The sequence below is a fragment of the Burkholderia sp. MSMB617WGS genome (assembly GCF_001532025.2).
GTDB lineage: Bacteria > Pseudomonadota > Gammaproteobacteria > Burkholderiales > Burkholderiaceae > Burkholderia > Burkholderia savannae.
On sequence record NZ_CP013458.1, the window covers coordinates 1,834,033 to 1,850,340 of the forward strand.

A 16,308-nucleotide genomic window follows, 5' to 3' on the forward strand; every position below is an offset into this window, starting at 1 on the left:
TTTGCACAGGCACCGCTCATCATGTCAGCGCCCGGCCGCCATTTTACTGTGCAAAGCGCTCAATGCAATAACGCAATCCAAGGCGAGTAATTCAGGCCGGGAAAAACTGATTCGTCGCTATATTGAAAAAATTTCCGATTATGTCGGAAACTTGGCGGGCATATTTCGGGGAAATCGGTCGGAAAGCGCTTGCCGAAAAAGCGTGCGGATGGACATGCGGCAAGGACGGCGAGCGGCAAGCGTGCGCAGTCGCGGCGCGACGCGGCCGATTGGCGCGGCGCGACGAAATTCGACGCGAGCATGACGAGCGACGCGGCGCGTGCGCGATGCCGCGGCGCGACGATGCGACGAAATGACGTCGCGGCGAAATGACGACGCAACGGCGCAACAACGCAACGCGCGGCCCGCGCGCCGCATCGTCACGCCGCATTCACTGCCAGCCCTCGATTTTCAGCCCGCTGTCCCGCTCCGCCTCCTCGCGCGATACGTCACGCACCGTCTGCCCGAACGTCCAGACGTGCCGCTCGGGATCGCGCGCGCGGTACGTGCGATCGCCGTAGAACTGATCGGCGGGCGCCTGCAGGATCACGGCGCCCGCCGCGCGGGCCCGCTCGCAATGCGCGTCGATGCCCGATTCGAGCCGCACGTGCACGCATTGCGTGTTCCTGCCGTCGACCGACGACGGGCTGACGGCGAAGTCGCTCCATCCGCCCTCGCCGATCATCACGATGCCGTCGCCGAACGACATCTGCGCATGCGCGACACGCCCTTGCGCATCGCTGACGACGAGCTCGCGCGTGAAGCCGAATGCGCGCTCGAGCCATTCGAGCGCGGCGCGCGGATCGCGGTAGAACACCGCGCTGCTGAACGACGGGCGTCGGGATAAGGCATTCATGCGAGCGGCTCCTTCGGTGTCGTGTCGACGGCAAACCACTGTCGCCAACGCCGCGCGCCGTGTCAAGCCGCAAATTCGTGCTTCGTCCGTCGCCCGCGCGCAACGCCGCGCGGCGCCCGCGCCGCTAGAAGCGCGTGCGCAACCCGACCGCCGCCGCGACCTGATTGCCTGTCGACGACGCGCCGCCCGCGGTGTTGATCATCGCGACGTAGTTGCGGCCCGACGCGTGCTGGTACATTCCTTCGAGATAGACATCGGTGCGCAGCGACAAACGGTACACCGCCTGCAGATCGACCTGATGCCACTTCGGATCGGAACCGTACTTGACGGTGTGTTCGACGCGGCCGTCCGTATACGTGTACGCGGCGCCGACGCTGAACGCTGGCGTCACCTGATACTTTCCGTTCAGCTCGTAGTTGTCGAAGCGAACCGTGCCGCCCGTCGAGCCGAACGACGCGGTGTTCTCGTATTCGGCGCGCGTGTACACGAAGCCGGCCGTCGCCGGGCCGAACGCGTAGTTGATGCCGCCGCCGTACGAGCGCATCCGGTCCGCGCCGAGCGAGAAGCCGCCCCTGCCGTTCGCCGCCGATTCGACGACGTCGACCGCGCCCGGGCTGCCCGCCGTCGTGCCCTTCGAGCCGTCGATCTGCAGGTAGCCGGCCGCGACGTTCAATGGCCCGCGCGTGTAGCTCGCGCCGAAGCTGTATGCGCGGTTCGCCGCGAACCCGGTGCTGTTCGACATCGCGTACATGCCGCCGAACCTGAAGCCCGCGTATGTGTTGCTCGTGTACTTGATCGCGTTGTTGATCCGCAGCGAGTGGTTCAGGTTGTCGTTGTCGAACGGGTGCGCGAAGCTCGCGTCGCCGAACGTGCCCGCCGTCGCCGACATCGGCGCGACGAAATCGACGAGCGAATCGTATTGCCGGCCGATCGTCAGGGTGCCGAAACGATTGTCCGACAGCCCGACGTACGCGAAGCGGCCGAACAGGCGGCCGTCCTGGCCGAGCTTGCCGTTCTCTGAGTTGAAGCCGTTCTCCAGCACGAACAGCGCCTTCAGCCCGCCGCCGAGATCCTCGGTGCCGCGCACGCCGAAGCGGCTGCCGTTGACGGCGCCCGTCGTCGCCTGCACGAGCCCGCCGTGCGAGTTGCCGCTCGCGACGTTGTTCGTATACATGATCCCCGCGTCGATCAGCCCGTACAGCGTGACCGAGCTCTGCGCGTGCGCGGCCGTCGCGGCCAGGACCCCTGCGGTTGCGCATGCAAACCGGATGTTTTTCACAACGAAACTCCTTGTTGATTGGAATGAAACGACTCGATTCGACGACGACCGAGTTTAGGGATTCGTCCGCCGAGAATCAGCGGCCGGGCGCGTAGAGCTTCTTTGCGCAGGCCGGAACGAACGGACACACTTCCGTCACGAAGCCTCACCCCGATCGGCCGCGCGACGCGCTCTGCTGTTTTTCAGTGTTGTGCAATCCGCAAGGCTGCTTGCCTGCTCGGCCGGTTTTTCCGCGCGCGGCCGCTGCGTAGACTCTGCTTCGTCAGTTCGGATCGTTGAACCGCGAACTGCATCGAATCGAACCACACTGGAGGTCATCTTGAAATCGATCGTCGTCACCGCCGCCGCCCTCGTGCTTGCCTCACCGGTCGTCTCGTTTGCCCAATCGTCGAACGGCTCGCTCACGCGCGCGCAAGTCGTTCAGGAGCTCGTCGATCTGGAATCGGTCGGCTACCAGCCGTCGCGCGGCAACGAAACGACCTATCCGGACGACATTCAGGCCGCGCAGCGCCGTCTCGACGCGAAGCGCCTCGCCGCGCGCAAGGCCGCCGAGGCCGCGTACGGCCCCGCCGTCGCGGGCGCGGCGCAAGCCGGCAAGCCCGCGGCGGGCGTGCAGTAAACGAACGTCGTTGAGGAGACGTCGGGAAAGGAGACATCACGGATGAAGAGGCGATGCGAGATGCGTCGTCTCTTCGCTGTTTTGCTGTTTTGCTGTTTTGCTGTTTTGCTGTTTTGCTGTTTTGCTGTTTTGCTGTTTTGATGTTTTGATGTCTTGCTGTCTTGCTGTCTTGCTGTCTTGCTGTCTTGCTGTTCAGCAGCTTCTCTATTTATTTAGCGGCCATTTCGCGGCATTTCCGTCGCGCAGCCGCGCGATCCGCGCGCCGTCCCCTTGTTTGTTTGGCCGCGCATGGCCGAAGCGAAGCGCGGCGCCCCCGCGAACGTGCGCATCATCTCGATGAAAGCCGCCACGCCGTGCAATCTCCGTTGCCCGACACCCGCGACGCCCGAAAAAAAACAAGGCGCGACACGCAACGCGCGGCCGCCCGTCGAGCGCGGCCGCGCATCGCGTCGATATCGGAGGATTCGCTCAGTGACTGAGCGCGTGCGCCGCTTCGAGCCCGACTTCGAGCGACGCGGCGATCGCGCTTTGCGTCGCATCGGACGCCTCCGCGCCGATCGCCGACAGCATCGCTTCGTCGCGCGCGATCATCTTCGGCATGTGAAAGCGCAGCGCATCGACCCAGGTCCGCACTTTCGCGTCGATGAAGCGGCGCGACGGATAGAGCGCATAGACGTTCATCTTCTGCAGCCGGTGCGCGGGCAGCACGCGCACGAGTTTGCCGCAGCGCAGGTCTTCGATCGCCGCATAAAGCGGCAGCATGCCGATGCCGATGCCCGCGCGGATCGCGACCGCGAGCGACTCGGCGGTATTGGTCTGCACTGGGCCGTCGACCTTGATCTCCTCGGTGCCGTTCGGCCCTTCGAGCAGCCATTCGTGCGTCGGAAACGCGGGCGTGCGCAGCGTGAGGCACGCGTGCCGCGCGAGATCGCGCGGCGTGCGCGGCGCGCCGTGCGCACGCAAATACGCGGGCGTCGCGCACAGGATGCTGAACGTCGAGCCGAGCAGATGCGACACGAGCTCGGAATCGGGCAGCGACGACGCGGTCACGACCGCCATGTCGCTCGAGCCGTCGAACAGATCGGGCATCCGCTGCGACAGCGTGAGCTCGATCGACACGTCCGGATGCTGACTGCGATACGCGGTGAGCGCAGGCAATACGTAATGCTGGCCGATGCTCGCGAAGCTGTGCATCCGCAGCACGCCCGCCGGACGCTCGTGCGCGCAGCTCGCTTCCTCCTCCGCCTGATCGACGTCCGCGAGGATCTGCCGGCATCGCAGCAGATAGCGCTCGCCCGCGGGCGTGAGCGCAAGGCGCCGGGTCGAGCGGTTCATCAGCCGCGTGCGCAGCCGCGCCTCGAGCTCGGACACCGCGCGCGACATCGCGCCCGTCGTCGAATTCAGCGATTGAGCGGCCGCCGTGAAGCTGCCCGCTTCCACCACGCGGGCGAACACCCGCATGTTCTGTAGCGTATCCATTCCCGTTCGAAACCTGTCGTAGAGCCGATATTGTCCTCCAGCGGAACCTGCGCATTGTTGCCGCCACGGCAACTATGGTTTCCCTGCGGTTGCGTTAATGCGCGTGCGCGCGGCTCCTACAATCGGCGCCTCTCCGGTCGGACTGGCGTCGTCGCGCGAGGCCGGAGGCCCCGATTCGCGCCCGCCACCAGCACCGCCACCAGCACCAGCCATGAAGCACGAGCCCGCGCTACAGCGATTCCTCATCGATCCGCAACGATGGCAGGAGCGGCTGCGCAGCGTCGCCAGGCTCGCGCGCGACTGGGCGGGCCGCGACGGCCTCGTCTGGCTGCATCTCGCGAAGACGATCGCGGCCGCGCTCGCCGCAATGGGCATCGCGATGCTGCTCGACCTGTCGCAGCCGAGAATCGCGATGACGACCGTGTTCGTGCTGATGCAACCGATGAGCGGGATGGTGCTCGCGAAGAGCTTCTATCGGGTGGTCGGCACGGGCGTCGGGCTCGTGGCCGCGCTCGCGTTGGGCGGCCTGTTCGCGCAGCAGCCGGAGCTGTACATGGCGGGCATCACGCTGTGGGTCGCGGGCTGCATCGCGGCCGCCGTGCGCAACCGGCACTTTCGCTGGTACGGCTACGTGCTCGCCGGCTACACGGCCGCGCTGATCGGCCTGCCCGCGGTGATGGCGCCGAACACGCTGTTCCTGTCGGCGCTCACGCGCGCGGCCGAAGTCGCGGTCGGCATCTTCTGCTCCGGCGCCGTCAGCGCGCTCGTGTTTCCGCTCAGCTCGAGCGACGCGCTGATGCGCACGCTGAATGCGCGGCACGCCGCTTTCGTCGCGTTCGCCGCGAGCACGCTCGCCGGCGCGGTCGAGCGCGGCGATTTCGAGCGGCGCTTCGCCGACTTCGTCGACGGCATCGTCGGCTTCGAGGCCACGCGCGCGTTCGCGTCGTTCGAGGACCCGCACATCCGTGCGCGCAGCCGGCGGCTCGCGCGGCTGAACAGCGAATTCATGAACGCGTGCGCGCGGCTTCATGCGTTCCATCAGTTGCTCAAGCGGTTGCGCGCGAGTCACGCGGTGGAAGTGCTCGCGGCGATCGGTCCGCATGTCGACGCGCTGTCGGCCGCGCTGTCCGCGCTGCGCGGCGACTCCGCCCAACGGCGCGCGACGCAGTCGCGGTCGCCTTCACTGTCACCATCGCCCGCGCTCGTCGAGCTGAGCGCGTACCTCGCCGCGCTGCCGAAACGCGCGCGCGCGTCGCGCCGCGCGGTCGAGACGCTCGTTCCGGCCGGCGCGCTCGACTTCGACACCGCGATCGAGCTGCTCCACCGCTTCGTCGACGAATTCCTCGGCTACGCTGAAACGCACGCGTCGCTCGCGCTCGACAGCCACGTGCTCGAGCGCTCGGTCACGCGCTACGCGGTGAAGACGAACCGCTACTTCGTCGGCTTCACGTTCCTGCGCACGCTCGTCGCGATGGGCGCGATGAGCGCGTTCTGGATCGCGTCCGAATGGTCGAGCGGTGCTCTCGCGGTGATCGGCACGGCGATCGCGTGCGCGCTCAGCTCGACCGCGCCGCGCGCGAGCCGCTTCGTCGCGCAGATGGCCGCGGGCGCGGCGCTCGCGACGCTCACCGGCTATCTGTACGTCTGCTACGCGTATCCGCGCATCGACGGCTTCCCGCTCCTGTGCGCGGCGCTCGCCCCCGCGCTCGCGGCGGGCGCGTATCTCGCGACGCGCCCCGGCAAGTCCGGCTACGGGATCGGCTTCGTCGTGTTCTTCTGCCTGCTCGCGGGGCCGGACAACGTGATCGTCTATGCACCCGATGCGCTGATCAACAACGGCCTCGCGCTCGTCGTGTCGATGCTCTCCGCATCGATCGCGTTCGCGGTGGTGTTCCCCGCCGAGATGCCCTGGCTCACCGGCAGAATCGCGCGCGATCTGCGCCGCCAGATCACGCTCGCGTGCGACGGCCCGCTGTCGGGCCTCGAGCAGCGCTTCCAGTCGAGCTCGCACGATCTGATGTCGCAGCTGCGCAACCTGCTCACGAAGCGCTCGCGACGGCATCGCGACGCGCTGCGCTGGATGCTCGCGACGCTCGAAGTGGGCCATGCGGTGATCGACTTGCGCCGCGAAATGCAGGCGTTCACGGCCGCGCAGCCCGCACAGGCGCTGCGCTGGCGCGCGTTGATCGACGCGGTGCGCGATGCGCTGCCACGGCTTTTCGAGACACCCGACGCGCATCGGCTCGCGCGTGCGCTGAAGTCCGTCAATCTCGCGATCCGTGCGGTCCGGCACACGCAGCACCTGTGGTCCGCGGTGCCCGCCGAGCGTCGTCAGATGCAGCGCATCGTCAGTTGCCTGCACTTCATCCGCAGCGCGCTGATCGACGGGGACGCGCCGTTCAATCGCGGCTCGCGCGCCCGTGAACGCGTGCGCGCAAGACGCGGCTCGCGCGGCTGACACGCGAAACGATCGTTGTGCGAAATGGAAAGAAGCTCCCCACGCCCGGCGATTAATTCAATCCGATTCGGGTCATATAGTTTCATCACCGTCGAGCAAGACGGAAACCCTCAAGGAGAAAATCAAATGAAGTCGCTGCAAATCGCCGTCGTCGCGCTGTCGCTGTCCGCCGTCATGGCCGCCGCTCATGCGCAACCCGCCGACGCGGGCCGGCAACCGGCGAACCGCACCGAGGCCGTGCAAGCCGCCGGCCGCGTCCCCGCCGCTCATCAAGACGGCCAGGAACCGAACGCATGCGTCGGCCCGGTCAGCTTCTGCAACATCTACTTCGGCAGCTAAGCGTCGTGCGCGCCGCGCTCGGGACCGAACGGAAAGCTCGACACGAGCTTTCCGTTTCATGACTTCAAGCTGTCAAATTCATTTGCGAGACTGCGCGCTCGACTCACCGCACGCGCAACACTCCGACGAGCGGCGGTGCCTTCCAGCCGATTCTTCCTCGCTCCTCCGTTTCGATGAAACGCCGTCTCGCCCGCCTCCTCGCCCCGACCCTGCTGTGCGCCGCGCTTGCCGCTTGCGGCGCCGACGACGTGAACGACAACGGCACGCCGCCCGCCGCGCAGCCGAATCCGGCGCCCGAAGCGCCGGCGCCCTCTCCCGCGCCCACCGCGCCCACCTACTATCAGACGAAGACGCCTTATCGTCCACAGCAGGACGCTTCGACGTACGAAGCGCCTCCCGCGGGCTACGCGCCTGTCTATACCGAGATGGTCGCGCGCCACGGCTCGCGCGGGCTGTCCGGTTTCAAGTACGACGGCGCGATTTACGACATGCTGCAGAAGGCGGACGCCGACGGCGCGCTCACGCCGCTCGGCCGGCAGTTGAAGGCCGACACGTTCGCGATGATGAGGGCGAACGCGCTGCTCGGCTATGGCGTCGCGGGCATCTCGACGCCCGGCTACGGCAATCTCACGCAGGTCGGCATCCGCGAGCACCGGCAGCTCGCCGCGCGGCTGCTCACGCGGCTGCCCGCGCTGTTCGACTCGGCTGCCGGCGCGACGGCGGGCAACGCGGCGCGCAAGATCGTCGTCGTGAGTTCCGGCCAGGATCGCGCGGTCGACAGCGCGACGTTCTTTTCCGGCGCGCTCGTGGCCGCACGTCCCGCGCTCGCGCCGGCGATCACGCTGCCGCCCGCGCCCGCCGGCTATCCGGAAGGCGCGCCGGTTGCGCAAGCCGCGGGCGTCAATCGCTTCCTGCTTTACTTCCATGCACTGAAGCCCGCCACCGATCTCGTCGCGTCGACGGCCGATCCGTATTACGCGACCTATCGCGACAGCCTCGCGTATCAGGCCTACGGAGGCGATCCCGTCGCCGCCGCGAAACTCGACGCGATCGTGCAATCGCCGCAAACGGGGCAGGTAGCGCAAGCGGTGCTCGCCGGGCTCGTCGCGCCCGAGTTCGTCGCGAAGCTCGGCACCGCGGGCTACACGTTCTCGAACACGGGCGCTTACGCGTTCGCGTCGGCGGACGGCAAATTCGCCAACACGGTGAAGGGCGACGGCAAGACGAAGATCAAATCGGCCGCCGACGCCGCGAACGTGCTGTACAACCTGCTGCAGGTCGCGCCCGCGATGACGGCCGAAACAGGCGGCGTCGCGATGGAGCGCTACATCGCCGCGCCGCAGGCCGAGCACCTCGCGTATCTTCAGGACGCCGAGGATTTCTACGGGAAAGGCCCGGGCGTCGCCGAAGCGAATCCCGTCACGTACCGGATGGCGCAGGCGCTCGTCGACGATTTCTTCGGCGAGATCGACGCGATCGCACGCGGCGACCTGACGAACGCGGCGAAGCTGCGCTTCACGCACGCCGAGGTCGTGATCCCGTTCGCGTCGATCCTGAAGCTCGGGAACGTGTTCGCCCCCGTGCCGCAGGCGCAAACCTACACGTATGCGAGCAACCCGTGGCGCGGCGAGACGGTGTCGCCGATGGCCGCGAACCTGCAGTGGGACGTGTATCGCAACGGATCACGGCTCATCGTGAAGATGCTGTACAACGAGCGCGAAACCGATTTCCAGCCCGCGTGCGACGACGCGCGGATCGCGCCCGGCAGCCGCTTCTACGACTACGCGGGCTTGAAACGCTGCCACGGCTATCGCTGAGCGTCGCCCGCGCGCGGCCGCCAGCCGGCCTCGCGCAGCGCGTCGACGAGCCGCGCGGCGCCGAGCGCCTCGACCTGCACGCCGCGCGCCGATAGATCGGTCGCCGCGACGAGCGCGTTGACGATCGCCTCCTCGACCGCTTCCGCCGCCGCATCGAACAGCGCCGAGATGTGCTCGTCGGCGACCATCCGCACGCCGACCGTCGTCGGCCCCGGTCGGCCGTAGCTCGCGATCGGCAGGCCGGCGTTGCCGGTCGCGAACGCGACGAAGATGTCGCCGCTCGAGTTGTCGGTGCCGCCGCCGACGCGTGCGAGCCCGACGCTCGCGCGCTGCGCGAGCCGCGTGCATTGATGCGGCAGCAGCGGCGCGTCAGTCGCGAGCGTCACGACGATCGAGCCCATGCCGGGCTCGCCCGCCGCGCCCGGCGCGCGGAACGGCGAATGAATCTCGTGCAGCACTTCGCCGACCGGATAGCCCGCGACGCGCAGCGCCGCGCGCTGCCCGTAGTTCGCCTGCACGAGCGCGCCGACCGTCCAGCCGCCCGCCGTGTCGGCGACGACACGCGACGCGGTGCCGATGCCGCCCTTGAACTCGTGGCAGATCATGCCGGTGCCGCCGCCGACGCAGCCCTCTTCGACCGCGCCCGAACGCGCGGCGGCCAGCGCCTGCGCGACATGCCCGACGCGCACGTGCTGGCCCCAGATGTCGTTCAGGAGTCCGTCGAACGTCTCCATCACGACCGGCATGCACCAGTACACGTGCTCGCGATCGCGCGCGCCGCCCTGCGCGCGCTCGGCCGCGATCAGCGCGTCGCGCACGATGCCGACGCTGTGCGTGTTCGTGTACGCGATCGGCGTCGTCAAAAGCCCTGCCTCGCGAATCCATTCGAGCCCGGTCGCGTCGCCATTGCCGTTCAGCACGTGAACGCCCGCGAAGCACGGCTCGTCGCGCGCGCGGCCGGCGCGCGGCTCGATCACCGTCACGCCGGTATGCGCCGACGCGTCGCCCGCGTCGACGTGCACCGTGCGATGCCCGACCCGCACGCCCGCGACGTCGGTGATCGCGTTGAAGCGCCCCGGCTTGCCGCGGCCGATGCGAATGCCCAGATCTCGTGTGCGCATGCTGATGGTCCTCTCTTTCGGTTCGTGGTTCAGAGTTCGCGGAACGCCGCGCTGCGGCGCGCCCAGAGTGCATAAGTCGCGAGCGATACGACGGCGAGCCCGGCGATGATGTACAGGTCGGTCGGCTTGGTCGCGGCGGCGATCGTCGTATAGAGCGTATACCCCGCTCCGGCGATCGCGACGACGGGCGGCAGCGGCCACCACGGCATCCGGTAATGATGATCGACGTCGCGCCGCGTCACGCGGCTCGCAAGCGCCGCGATGCCGACGGCGAGATAGATGAGCAGCAGCAGATCGACCGTGAACGCGGTCAGCTCGTCGAGGCTCGACACGAACACGAGCAGCGTCGAAGGCACCGCGAGCGTGAGCGTCGCGATCCACGGCGACTCGAGGCGCGGATGGATGCGCGTGAACGCGCCGTTGCAGGTGCGCGACCACAATGCATGGCGCCCGCTGCTGTACAGGAAGCGCCCGACCATGATGACGATCGCGATGATCGCGTTGAACACCGACAGGAAAATGCCGCCGCTCACGACGCGCGACACGCCCGAATTGCTGAGCGCGCGCACGACGTAGCCGATCGGATCGGCGCTTTTCGCGAGCTCGACGAACGACGGCGCGCCGAGCACGATCGCGGTGAGCGGCACGAGTTCGACGACGAGGATCACCGCGAGCGAGCAGATCACGGCCTTCGCGATGTCGCGGTTGCCGCCTTCGAGATCTTCGGCGAGAAACACGGCCGCGCCGAAGCCGTTGTAGCAGAAGATCGCGGTGCCGACGGCCGGCATGATCGCGGCGAGCGTCGCGGGCACGAGCGCGGCTCCGCTCACGACGACCGGATTGACGAGCGCGAGCGCCGGGCGATGCGGTTCGGAAAAGCCGAGATACGCGATCAGCGCGAGCACGAGGATCTCGATCACGAGAAACGCGCCGGTGATCCACGCGTTCGTGCGAATGTTCAGGATGCCTAGCGCATAGCTCGCGAGCACGATCGCGAGCGCGACCGACTGATTGCCGAACTGCGTGCCGAGCGCGGCATTCAGGTAAGGCGCGGCGCCGCTCGCGAGCACGGCCGGAATGAACACGTTCACGGCGAGCACCGCGACGAAGGTCAGATAGCCGGGCAGCGCGCCGAACACGCGCTTGACCATCACGTACTCGCCACCCGCGCTGCGATGCGCGGCGCTCAGTTCTGCGTAGCAAAGCGCGAACGCGAACGCGAGCAGCCCGCCGAGCACGAACGACATCACCGCGCCGCTGCCCGCCTGCTGGATCGCGAACGGCGCGATCACGAAGATCGAGCTCGCGGGCGTCACGCCCGACACGGTGATCATCACGACGTCGCGCACGCCGAGCGAGCGCACGAGCGTGTCCCGTGCGTGCGTTTCGGCCGGCGCGGCGGCCGCCGTGCTCGAGGACTCCGATATCATCGCCATCTTGCTCTCCTTTGCCGCAGGTTTTTTGAACGCCCATACTCGGGCAACGCATGGCGCGCAGTCTAGGAAGCCAAATTGCACGCCGCCATTCCCCCTTGGGGTTACGCCAAATCGGGGCGCACATGGATCGACTGTTCAGCGAAGTAGCGATGCATCAAGCGTTCGGACGCGCGCTCGATCACCTCGGCGAGCCGCGCTTCTGGCGCTTTCTGATTCTGTTTCTCAACGAGATGGTGCCGTTCGACAACGCGCTCGCGACCGCGCTCGGCCGCGACGGCGTGCCCGTCGTGCTCGACGAATACGACACGGGCGGCGCGAGCGGGCCGTCGCCCGTGCCGCTGTATCTCGACGGGCTCTATCTGCTCGATCCGTTCCTGCAGGCCGCGCACGACGGCCTCGCGGACGGCTGTTATCGGCTCGAGGAAGTCGCGCCCGACCTGTTCCGGCAAAGCGAGTATTTCCTCAGTTATTTTCGCGACGCGGTCGGCGAGGACGAATTGCAGATCATCGTGCGCACGCGGCCGGACGAGATGCTGTCGCTGTCGCTCGGCGCGCACGCGCGCTTCGACACCGGCGCGCTCGGCCGCCTCGCCGCATGCTCGCCGTGGCTCTTCGCGGCGATCCGCCAGCATCGCCGGCTGCAAGGCGACGCATCGCGCACGGGCGCGAACGACGATCTCGCCGCACGCGTCGAGCGGGCGCTCGCGAGCTTCGGCGAGGAACTGTTGACCGAGCGCGAGATGGCGATCGCGCGGCTCGTGCTGCGCGGCAACTCGTCGAAGGCGATCGCCGAGCGGCTCGCGATCTCGCCCGAGACCGTCAAGGTGCATCGGCGGCACTTGTATTCGAAGCTCGGGATTTCGTCGCAGCCGGAGCTGTTCTCGCTGTTCCTGCAGGCGCTCGGGCACGACGCGCCGCGGTGACGCCGCGATGAAACCGCCGTGAGGCGGCGGTGAAGCGGCGGTGAAGCGGCAAAGCGGCCGGCGATGCATCGAATTCGCCGTCGACGATCGCCTTTCCTCCGTGCGCAAAACCGCCTATGTTTTGAAAGGGTGCGAAACGGATGCGACACCGCAGCGGTGCGAGAACAACGCCACGGCGCTCGCATCAATCGCTCACGTCGTTCGAATGGCCCCCGCGCCCGCCGGAACAAGGAGACACACATGAGAACCGCTTTTGTCGCATGCGCGCTCGCGCTCGGATTCGCTTCGAGCGCCGCGCTCGCCGATGCGCCCGCGATGCCGAGCGGCGGCATGCTGGTCGCCGCCAACGGCATGACGCTCTACACGTTCGACAAGGACACCCCGAACTCGGGCAAGAGCATGTGCAGCGGCCCATGCTCGGCGAACTGGCCGCCGTACAAGGCGAGCGCGACCGATCAGCCGACGGGCGGCTACACGATCATCAAGCGCGACGACGGCACGCTGCAATGGGCCTACCAGGGCAAGCCGCTCTATTTCTTCGCAAAGGATGCCGCGAAGGGCGACAAGAAAGGCGACGGCTTCAAGGACGTCTGGCACGCGGTGAAGGAATAGGCGCGCGGGCGGCGCGGCGGGACGTGACGGCGTCTCGCCGCGCTCGGCGCGCGGGCGCGAGCGCGGATACGGGCACGGGCGGGCACGAGCACGGGCACGGGCACGGGCACGAGCACGAGCACGAGCACGAGCACGAGCACGAGCACGAGCATTGCAGCGTGGCGCTTCGCGCGCATCGCGTCAACCGCCGCGACGTCGTTTGCAGCGGCCGCTTGAGCGCGAGCCGATCGAGCGCGGTGCGTACGTTGCGTCAGCGCGCGATGCGCCGACGGATTGCACGATCGGCACGCACTCGCCGCGCGGGCCGCCTACGCATCGCGATCGCAGAGGACGAACTCGTCAGCAAACACCTCGATACTTGCGCGTTCCTGCAACTATTCCGGCCCGCGAAGCCGTGCGCGCGCCTCGCAAACACCGTGCGGCCGAGGCTCGCGGCGCATGCTTCGCGGCGCTCGATTCGCGCGTGCTTCGCGCTTGAGCCGCACTCTTGAGCGATACGAGTGAAGTGCGTCGACACGAGACGACGAACCGCTCGCGTCACGGCTGCCGATGCGCCGGCAGCGCCGGCAGCGATCGCGCCGGCGATCGCAACCGCAACCCGAACATCGCATCGCACGCAAGCGCGCGCATCAGCGTCTGCGCGCCGCCGACGCGGCCCGGCCAGCCCTCCACGCGCTCACGGAGCCGGCAGATACGTCAACGGATCGACCGGCACGCCCTTGCGTCGAATCTCGAAATGCAGCATCACGCGATCCGCGTCGCTGTCGCCCATCTCCGCGATCGTCTGGCCCTTCGCGACCTTGTCGCCCTCCTTGACCATCAGCTTGCGATTGTGCGCGTAGGCGCTGAGATACACGTCGTCGTGCTTGACGATCACGAAGCTGCCGTAGCCGCGCAGGCTGTCGCCCGCATAAGCGACGACGCCGTCCGCCGCGGCCTTCACCGGCTCGCCTGCGACGCCGCCGATGTTGATGCCGGGATGCTTCGCATCGTCGGGATTCTTCAGGATCGGGCCGCGCACCGGCCACGCGAAACTCGGCGCGGCGGCGGACGCCGCGGATTGCCTCGGCTGCTGCGATTGCTGCGACTGCCTTGCGACCGCGCCCTTCGCATCCGCGGCGCCCGCCGCTGGAGTCGAGCCCGGCTGCGTCGCGCAGGCGGCGAGCGCCGCGACGGCGGCGGCGCATGCGGCGCGCAGCGCGAGCGTGACCGTGAAGGACTTGTCCGAAAGATTGGTTGGCTTCGTATACGACATCATCGGCATCGACTTCTCACTTCTCTGTTGCAATGGATCTGGGCACGTCGCGCGCGTGCCGTGGCCGGCGCGCGACGCCGGAAAGAGATACCATGCACGATCCATTCAATACAATTTCCTTACATATTCTTACAGCGCCATCCCGATGCGGCGCAGGACCGCCGCGGCCAGCCGTCGCGCGCGGCGCGCCGTGGTCCAACCGGAGACGATGCGTATCGCGCGCGTACGCCGCGCAAGCGGCAAGCCGCACTCCGCACTCCGCACTCCGCACACACGCACACACGCACACACGCAAGCACGAGCACAAAAGAAAAAGCCCGCGTTACGCGGGCTTCGAACAGGCCGTCGACGAAACGCATCGCCGAACGGCCTGGATGGGCCAACTACAAAGCTGCTCAGCGGCTCGACGGGAAGCTGAACACCGTCCCCTCGCGCACGCCGGCCGACGGCCAGCGCTGCGTGATCGTCTTGCGCTTCGTGTAGAAGCGCACCGCGTCCGGGCCGTACGCGTGCAGATCGCCGAACAGCGAGCGCTTCCAGCCGCCGAACGAGTGATACGCGACGGGCACGGGCAGCGGCACGTTGATGCCGACCATCCCGACCTGGATGTTGTCGCTGAAGAAGCGCGCGGCCTCGCCGTCGCGCGTGAACAGGCACGTGCCGTTGCCGTACTCGTGCGCGTCGACGAGCGCCATCGCTTCGGCCAGCGACGCGACGCGCACGACGCCGAGCACCGGCCCGAAAATCTCGTGCTGATAGATCGGCATGCCGGGCTTCACGTGATCGAACAGGCACGGGCCGAGGTAGTAGCCGCCGTCGTGGCCGTCGACCTTCACGCCGCGGCCGTCCACGACGAGCGATGCGCCCGCTTCGACACCGGCTTCGACGAAGCCCGCCACCTTCTCGAAGTGCTGCCGCGTGACGAGCGGCCCCATGTCGACGCCTTCTCCCGTGCCCGGGCCGACCTTCATCTTCGCGATCTCGGCCGCGAGGCCCTCGACCACCTTGTCGCCGGTCTCGTCGCCGATCGCGACGACGAGCGGAATCGCCATGCAACGCTCGCCGCACGAGCCGTACGCGGCGCCCATCAGCGCGTTCACCGCGTTGCCGATGTCGGCGTCCGGCATCACGACCGCGAAGTTCTTCGCGCCGCCCAACGCCTGCACGCGCTTGCCGTGCGCGCAGCCCGTCGTGTAGATGGTTTCGGCGATCGGCGTCGAGCCGACGAAGCTCACCGCCTTCACGCGCGCGTCGGTCAGGATCGTGTCGACGGCTTCCTTGTCGCCGTTCACGACGTTCAGCACGCCCGGCGGCAGGCCCGCCTCGAGCGCGAGCTCGGCCATGCGCAGCGTCGACGACGGCGTGCGCTCCGACGGCTTCAGCACGAACGTGTTGCCGCACGCGACCGCCATCGGCCACATCCACAGCGGCACCATGATCGGGAAGTTGAACGGCGTGATGCCCGCGACGACGCCGAGCGCCTGGAACTCGCTCCACGAATCGATCGCCGGGCCGACGTTCTTGCTGTGCTCGCCCTTGAGCAGCTCCGGCGCGTAGCTCGCGTACTCGACGTTCTCGATGCCGCGCTGAAGCTCGCCCATCGCGTCGGCGAGCACCTTGCCGTGCTCGGCCGTGATCAGCGCGCACAGCTCGTCCGCGTGCGCCTCGAGCAGTGTCTTGAAGCGGCTCATCACGCGCGCGCGCTTGAGCGGCGGCGTGTTGCGCCACGCCGGGTACGCGGCCTGCGCGGCCGCGATCGCCGCCTCGACCGTGGGCTTGTCGGCAAGCCGCACGCTCGTCGTCGATGTGCCCGTCGCCGGATCGAACACCGGCTGGACGCGCTCGCCGCCGTCGACGCGCTTGCCGTCGATCAGATGGCCGAGGGTGGAGGTCACGTTGCTGTCGTGTTTCATCGCGGTGTTTCCTGAATTCATGTGTTGCGTTCGTGTGTTTCGTCGATGCGGCGAACGCGCGCCGCCGCGCAAGCCGGAGCGCATCGCGCCGCGGCCGAACCGCTTCGGCGGCGAACTGCCGTCGCGCCGCCCCGGCGCGGCGAACGCCGTTTCGGCCGCCGC

14 protein-coding genes are annotated in these 16,308 nt (G+C 68.0%); 6 read left to right on the forward strand and 8 right to left on the reverse strand.

The genetic code is table 11. The features are described from left to right. Window positions 1–59: 59 nt before the first annotated feature. The 3 genes from WT60_RS28935 to WT60_RS28950 all read right to left on the reverse strand — a co-directional run bounded on the left by WT60_RS28935 (window position 60) and on the right by WT60_RS28950 (window position 2,174). Window positions 60–380, reverse strand: a complete 321-nt coding sequence (locus WT60_RS28935; RefSeq protein WP_156437443.1) for a hypothetical protein — start codon at window positions 378–380, stop codon at window positions 60–62. A gap of 50 nt (window positions 381–430) precedes the next feature. Further along, window positions 431–895, reverse strand: a complete 465-nt coding sequence (locus WT60_RS28945; RefSeq protein ID WP_038753844.1) for a VOC family protein — start codon at window positions 893–895, stop codon at window positions 431–433. A 124-nt stretch (window positions 896–1,019) separates the two neighbouring features. Further along, window positions 1,020–2,174, reverse strand: coding sequence for a porin (locus tag WT60_RS28950; RefSeq protein WP_060356531.1), 1,155 nt, complete (start codon window positions 2,172–2,174; stop codon window positions 1,020–1,022). A 319-nt stretch (window positions 2,175–2,493) separates the two neighbouring features. Between WT60_RS28950 and WT60_RS28960 the strand changes: the two genes are divergently transcribed. Beyond that, entirely contained in the window at window positions 2,494–2,793 is a 300-nt protein-coding gene (locus WT60_RS28960) for a DUF4148 domain-containing protein (RefSeq protein WP_060356530.1), read from the forward strand. A 468-nt stretch (window positions 2,794–3,261) separates the two neighbouring features. Here the strand turns inward: WT60_RS28960 and WT60_RS28970 are convergent, their stop codons facing one another. Then, a complete protein-coding gene (locus WT60_RS28970) occupies window positions 3,262–4,272 on the reverse strand; it encodes a LysR family transcriptional regulator (protein ID WP_038747741.1) in 1,011 nt (336 codons plus the stop codon). Window positions 4,273–4,483: 211 nt separating this feature from the next. Between WT60_RS28970 and WT60_RS28975 the strand changes: the two genes are divergently transcribed. The 3 genes from WT60_RS28975 (at window position 4,484) to WT60_RS28985 (ending at window position 8,886) form a co-directional block, all read left to right on the forward strand. Further along, window positions 4,484–6,730: an FUSC family protein gene (locus WT60_RS28975; RefSeq protein ID WP_060356529.1), complete on the forward strand. Its 2,247-nt coding sequence runs from the start codon at window positions 4,484–4,486 to the stop codon at window positions 6,728–6,730. Between the two features lie 126 nt (window positions 6,731–6,856). Then, window positions 6,857–7,069, forward strand: coding sequence for a hypothetical protein (locus WT60_RS28980; protein ID WP_059641860.1), 213 nt, complete (start codon window positions 6,857–6,859; stop codon window positions 7,067–7,069). A 173-nt stretch (window positions 7,070–7,242) separates the two neighbouring features. Further along, on the forward strand, window positions 7,243–8,886 hold the full coding sequence (locus tag WT60_RS28985; protein WP_060356528.1) for a histidine-type phosphatase: 1,644 nt from the start codon (window positions 7,243–7,245) through the stop codon (window positions 8,884–8,886). Here the strand turns inward: WT60_RS28985 and WT60_RS28990 are convergent. Beyond that, window positions 8,877–10,007, reverse strand: coding sequence for a P1 family peptidase (locus WT60_RS28990; protein ID WP_059670301.1), 1,131 nt, complete (start codon window positions 10,005–10,007; stop codon window positions 8,877–8,879). The two genes, WT60_RS28985 and WT60_RS28990, sit on opposite strands and share 10 nt — an antisense overlap. A gap of 29 nt (window positions 10,008–10,036) precedes the next feature. Continuing rightward, window positions 10,037–11,443, reverse strand: coding sequence for an APC family permease (locus tag WT60_RS28995; protein WP_038747727.1), 1,407 nt, complete (start codon window positions 11,441–11,443; stop codon window positions 10,037–10,039). 122 nt (window positions 11,444–11,565) lie between these two features. Here WT60_RS28995 and WT60_RS29000 point away from each other — a divergent pair, with 122 nt between their 5' ends. Beyond that, window positions 11,566–12,366, forward strand: a complete 801-nt coding sequence (locus WT60_RS29000) for a LuxR C-terminal-related transcriptional regulator (protein WP_038747724.1) — start codon at window positions 11,566–11,568, stop codon at window positions 12,364–12,366. A gap of 240 nt (window positions 12,367–12,606) precedes the next feature. Continuing rightward, on the forward strand, window positions 12,607–12,978 hold the full coding sequence (locus WT60_RS29005) for a hypothetical protein (RefSeq protein WP_038747721.1): 372 nt from the start codon (window positions 12,607–12,609) through the stop codon (window positions 12,976–12,978). Between the two features lie 676 nt (window positions 12,979–13,654). On the opposite strand, the gene WT60_RS29015 is transcribed toward WT60_RS29005, so the two are convergent. Together WT60_RS29015 and WT60_RS29020 are read right to left on the reverse strand one after the other, a co-directional pair. Next, window positions 13,655–14,338: a peptidoglycan DD-metalloendopeptidase family protein gene (locus WT60_RS29015; protein WP_226383194.1), complete on the reverse strand. Its 684-nt coding sequence runs from the start codon at window positions 14,336–14,338 to the stop codon at window positions 13,655–13,657. 290 nt (window positions 14,339–14,628) lie between these two features. Then, window positions 14,629–16,146, reverse strand: coding sequence for a CoA-acylating methylmalonate-semialdehyde dehydrogenase (locus WT60_RS29020; protein ID WP_038747714.1), 1,518 nt, complete (start codon window positions 16,144–16,146; stop codon window positions 14,629–14,631). Window positions 16,147–16,308 lie beyond the last annotated feature (162 nt).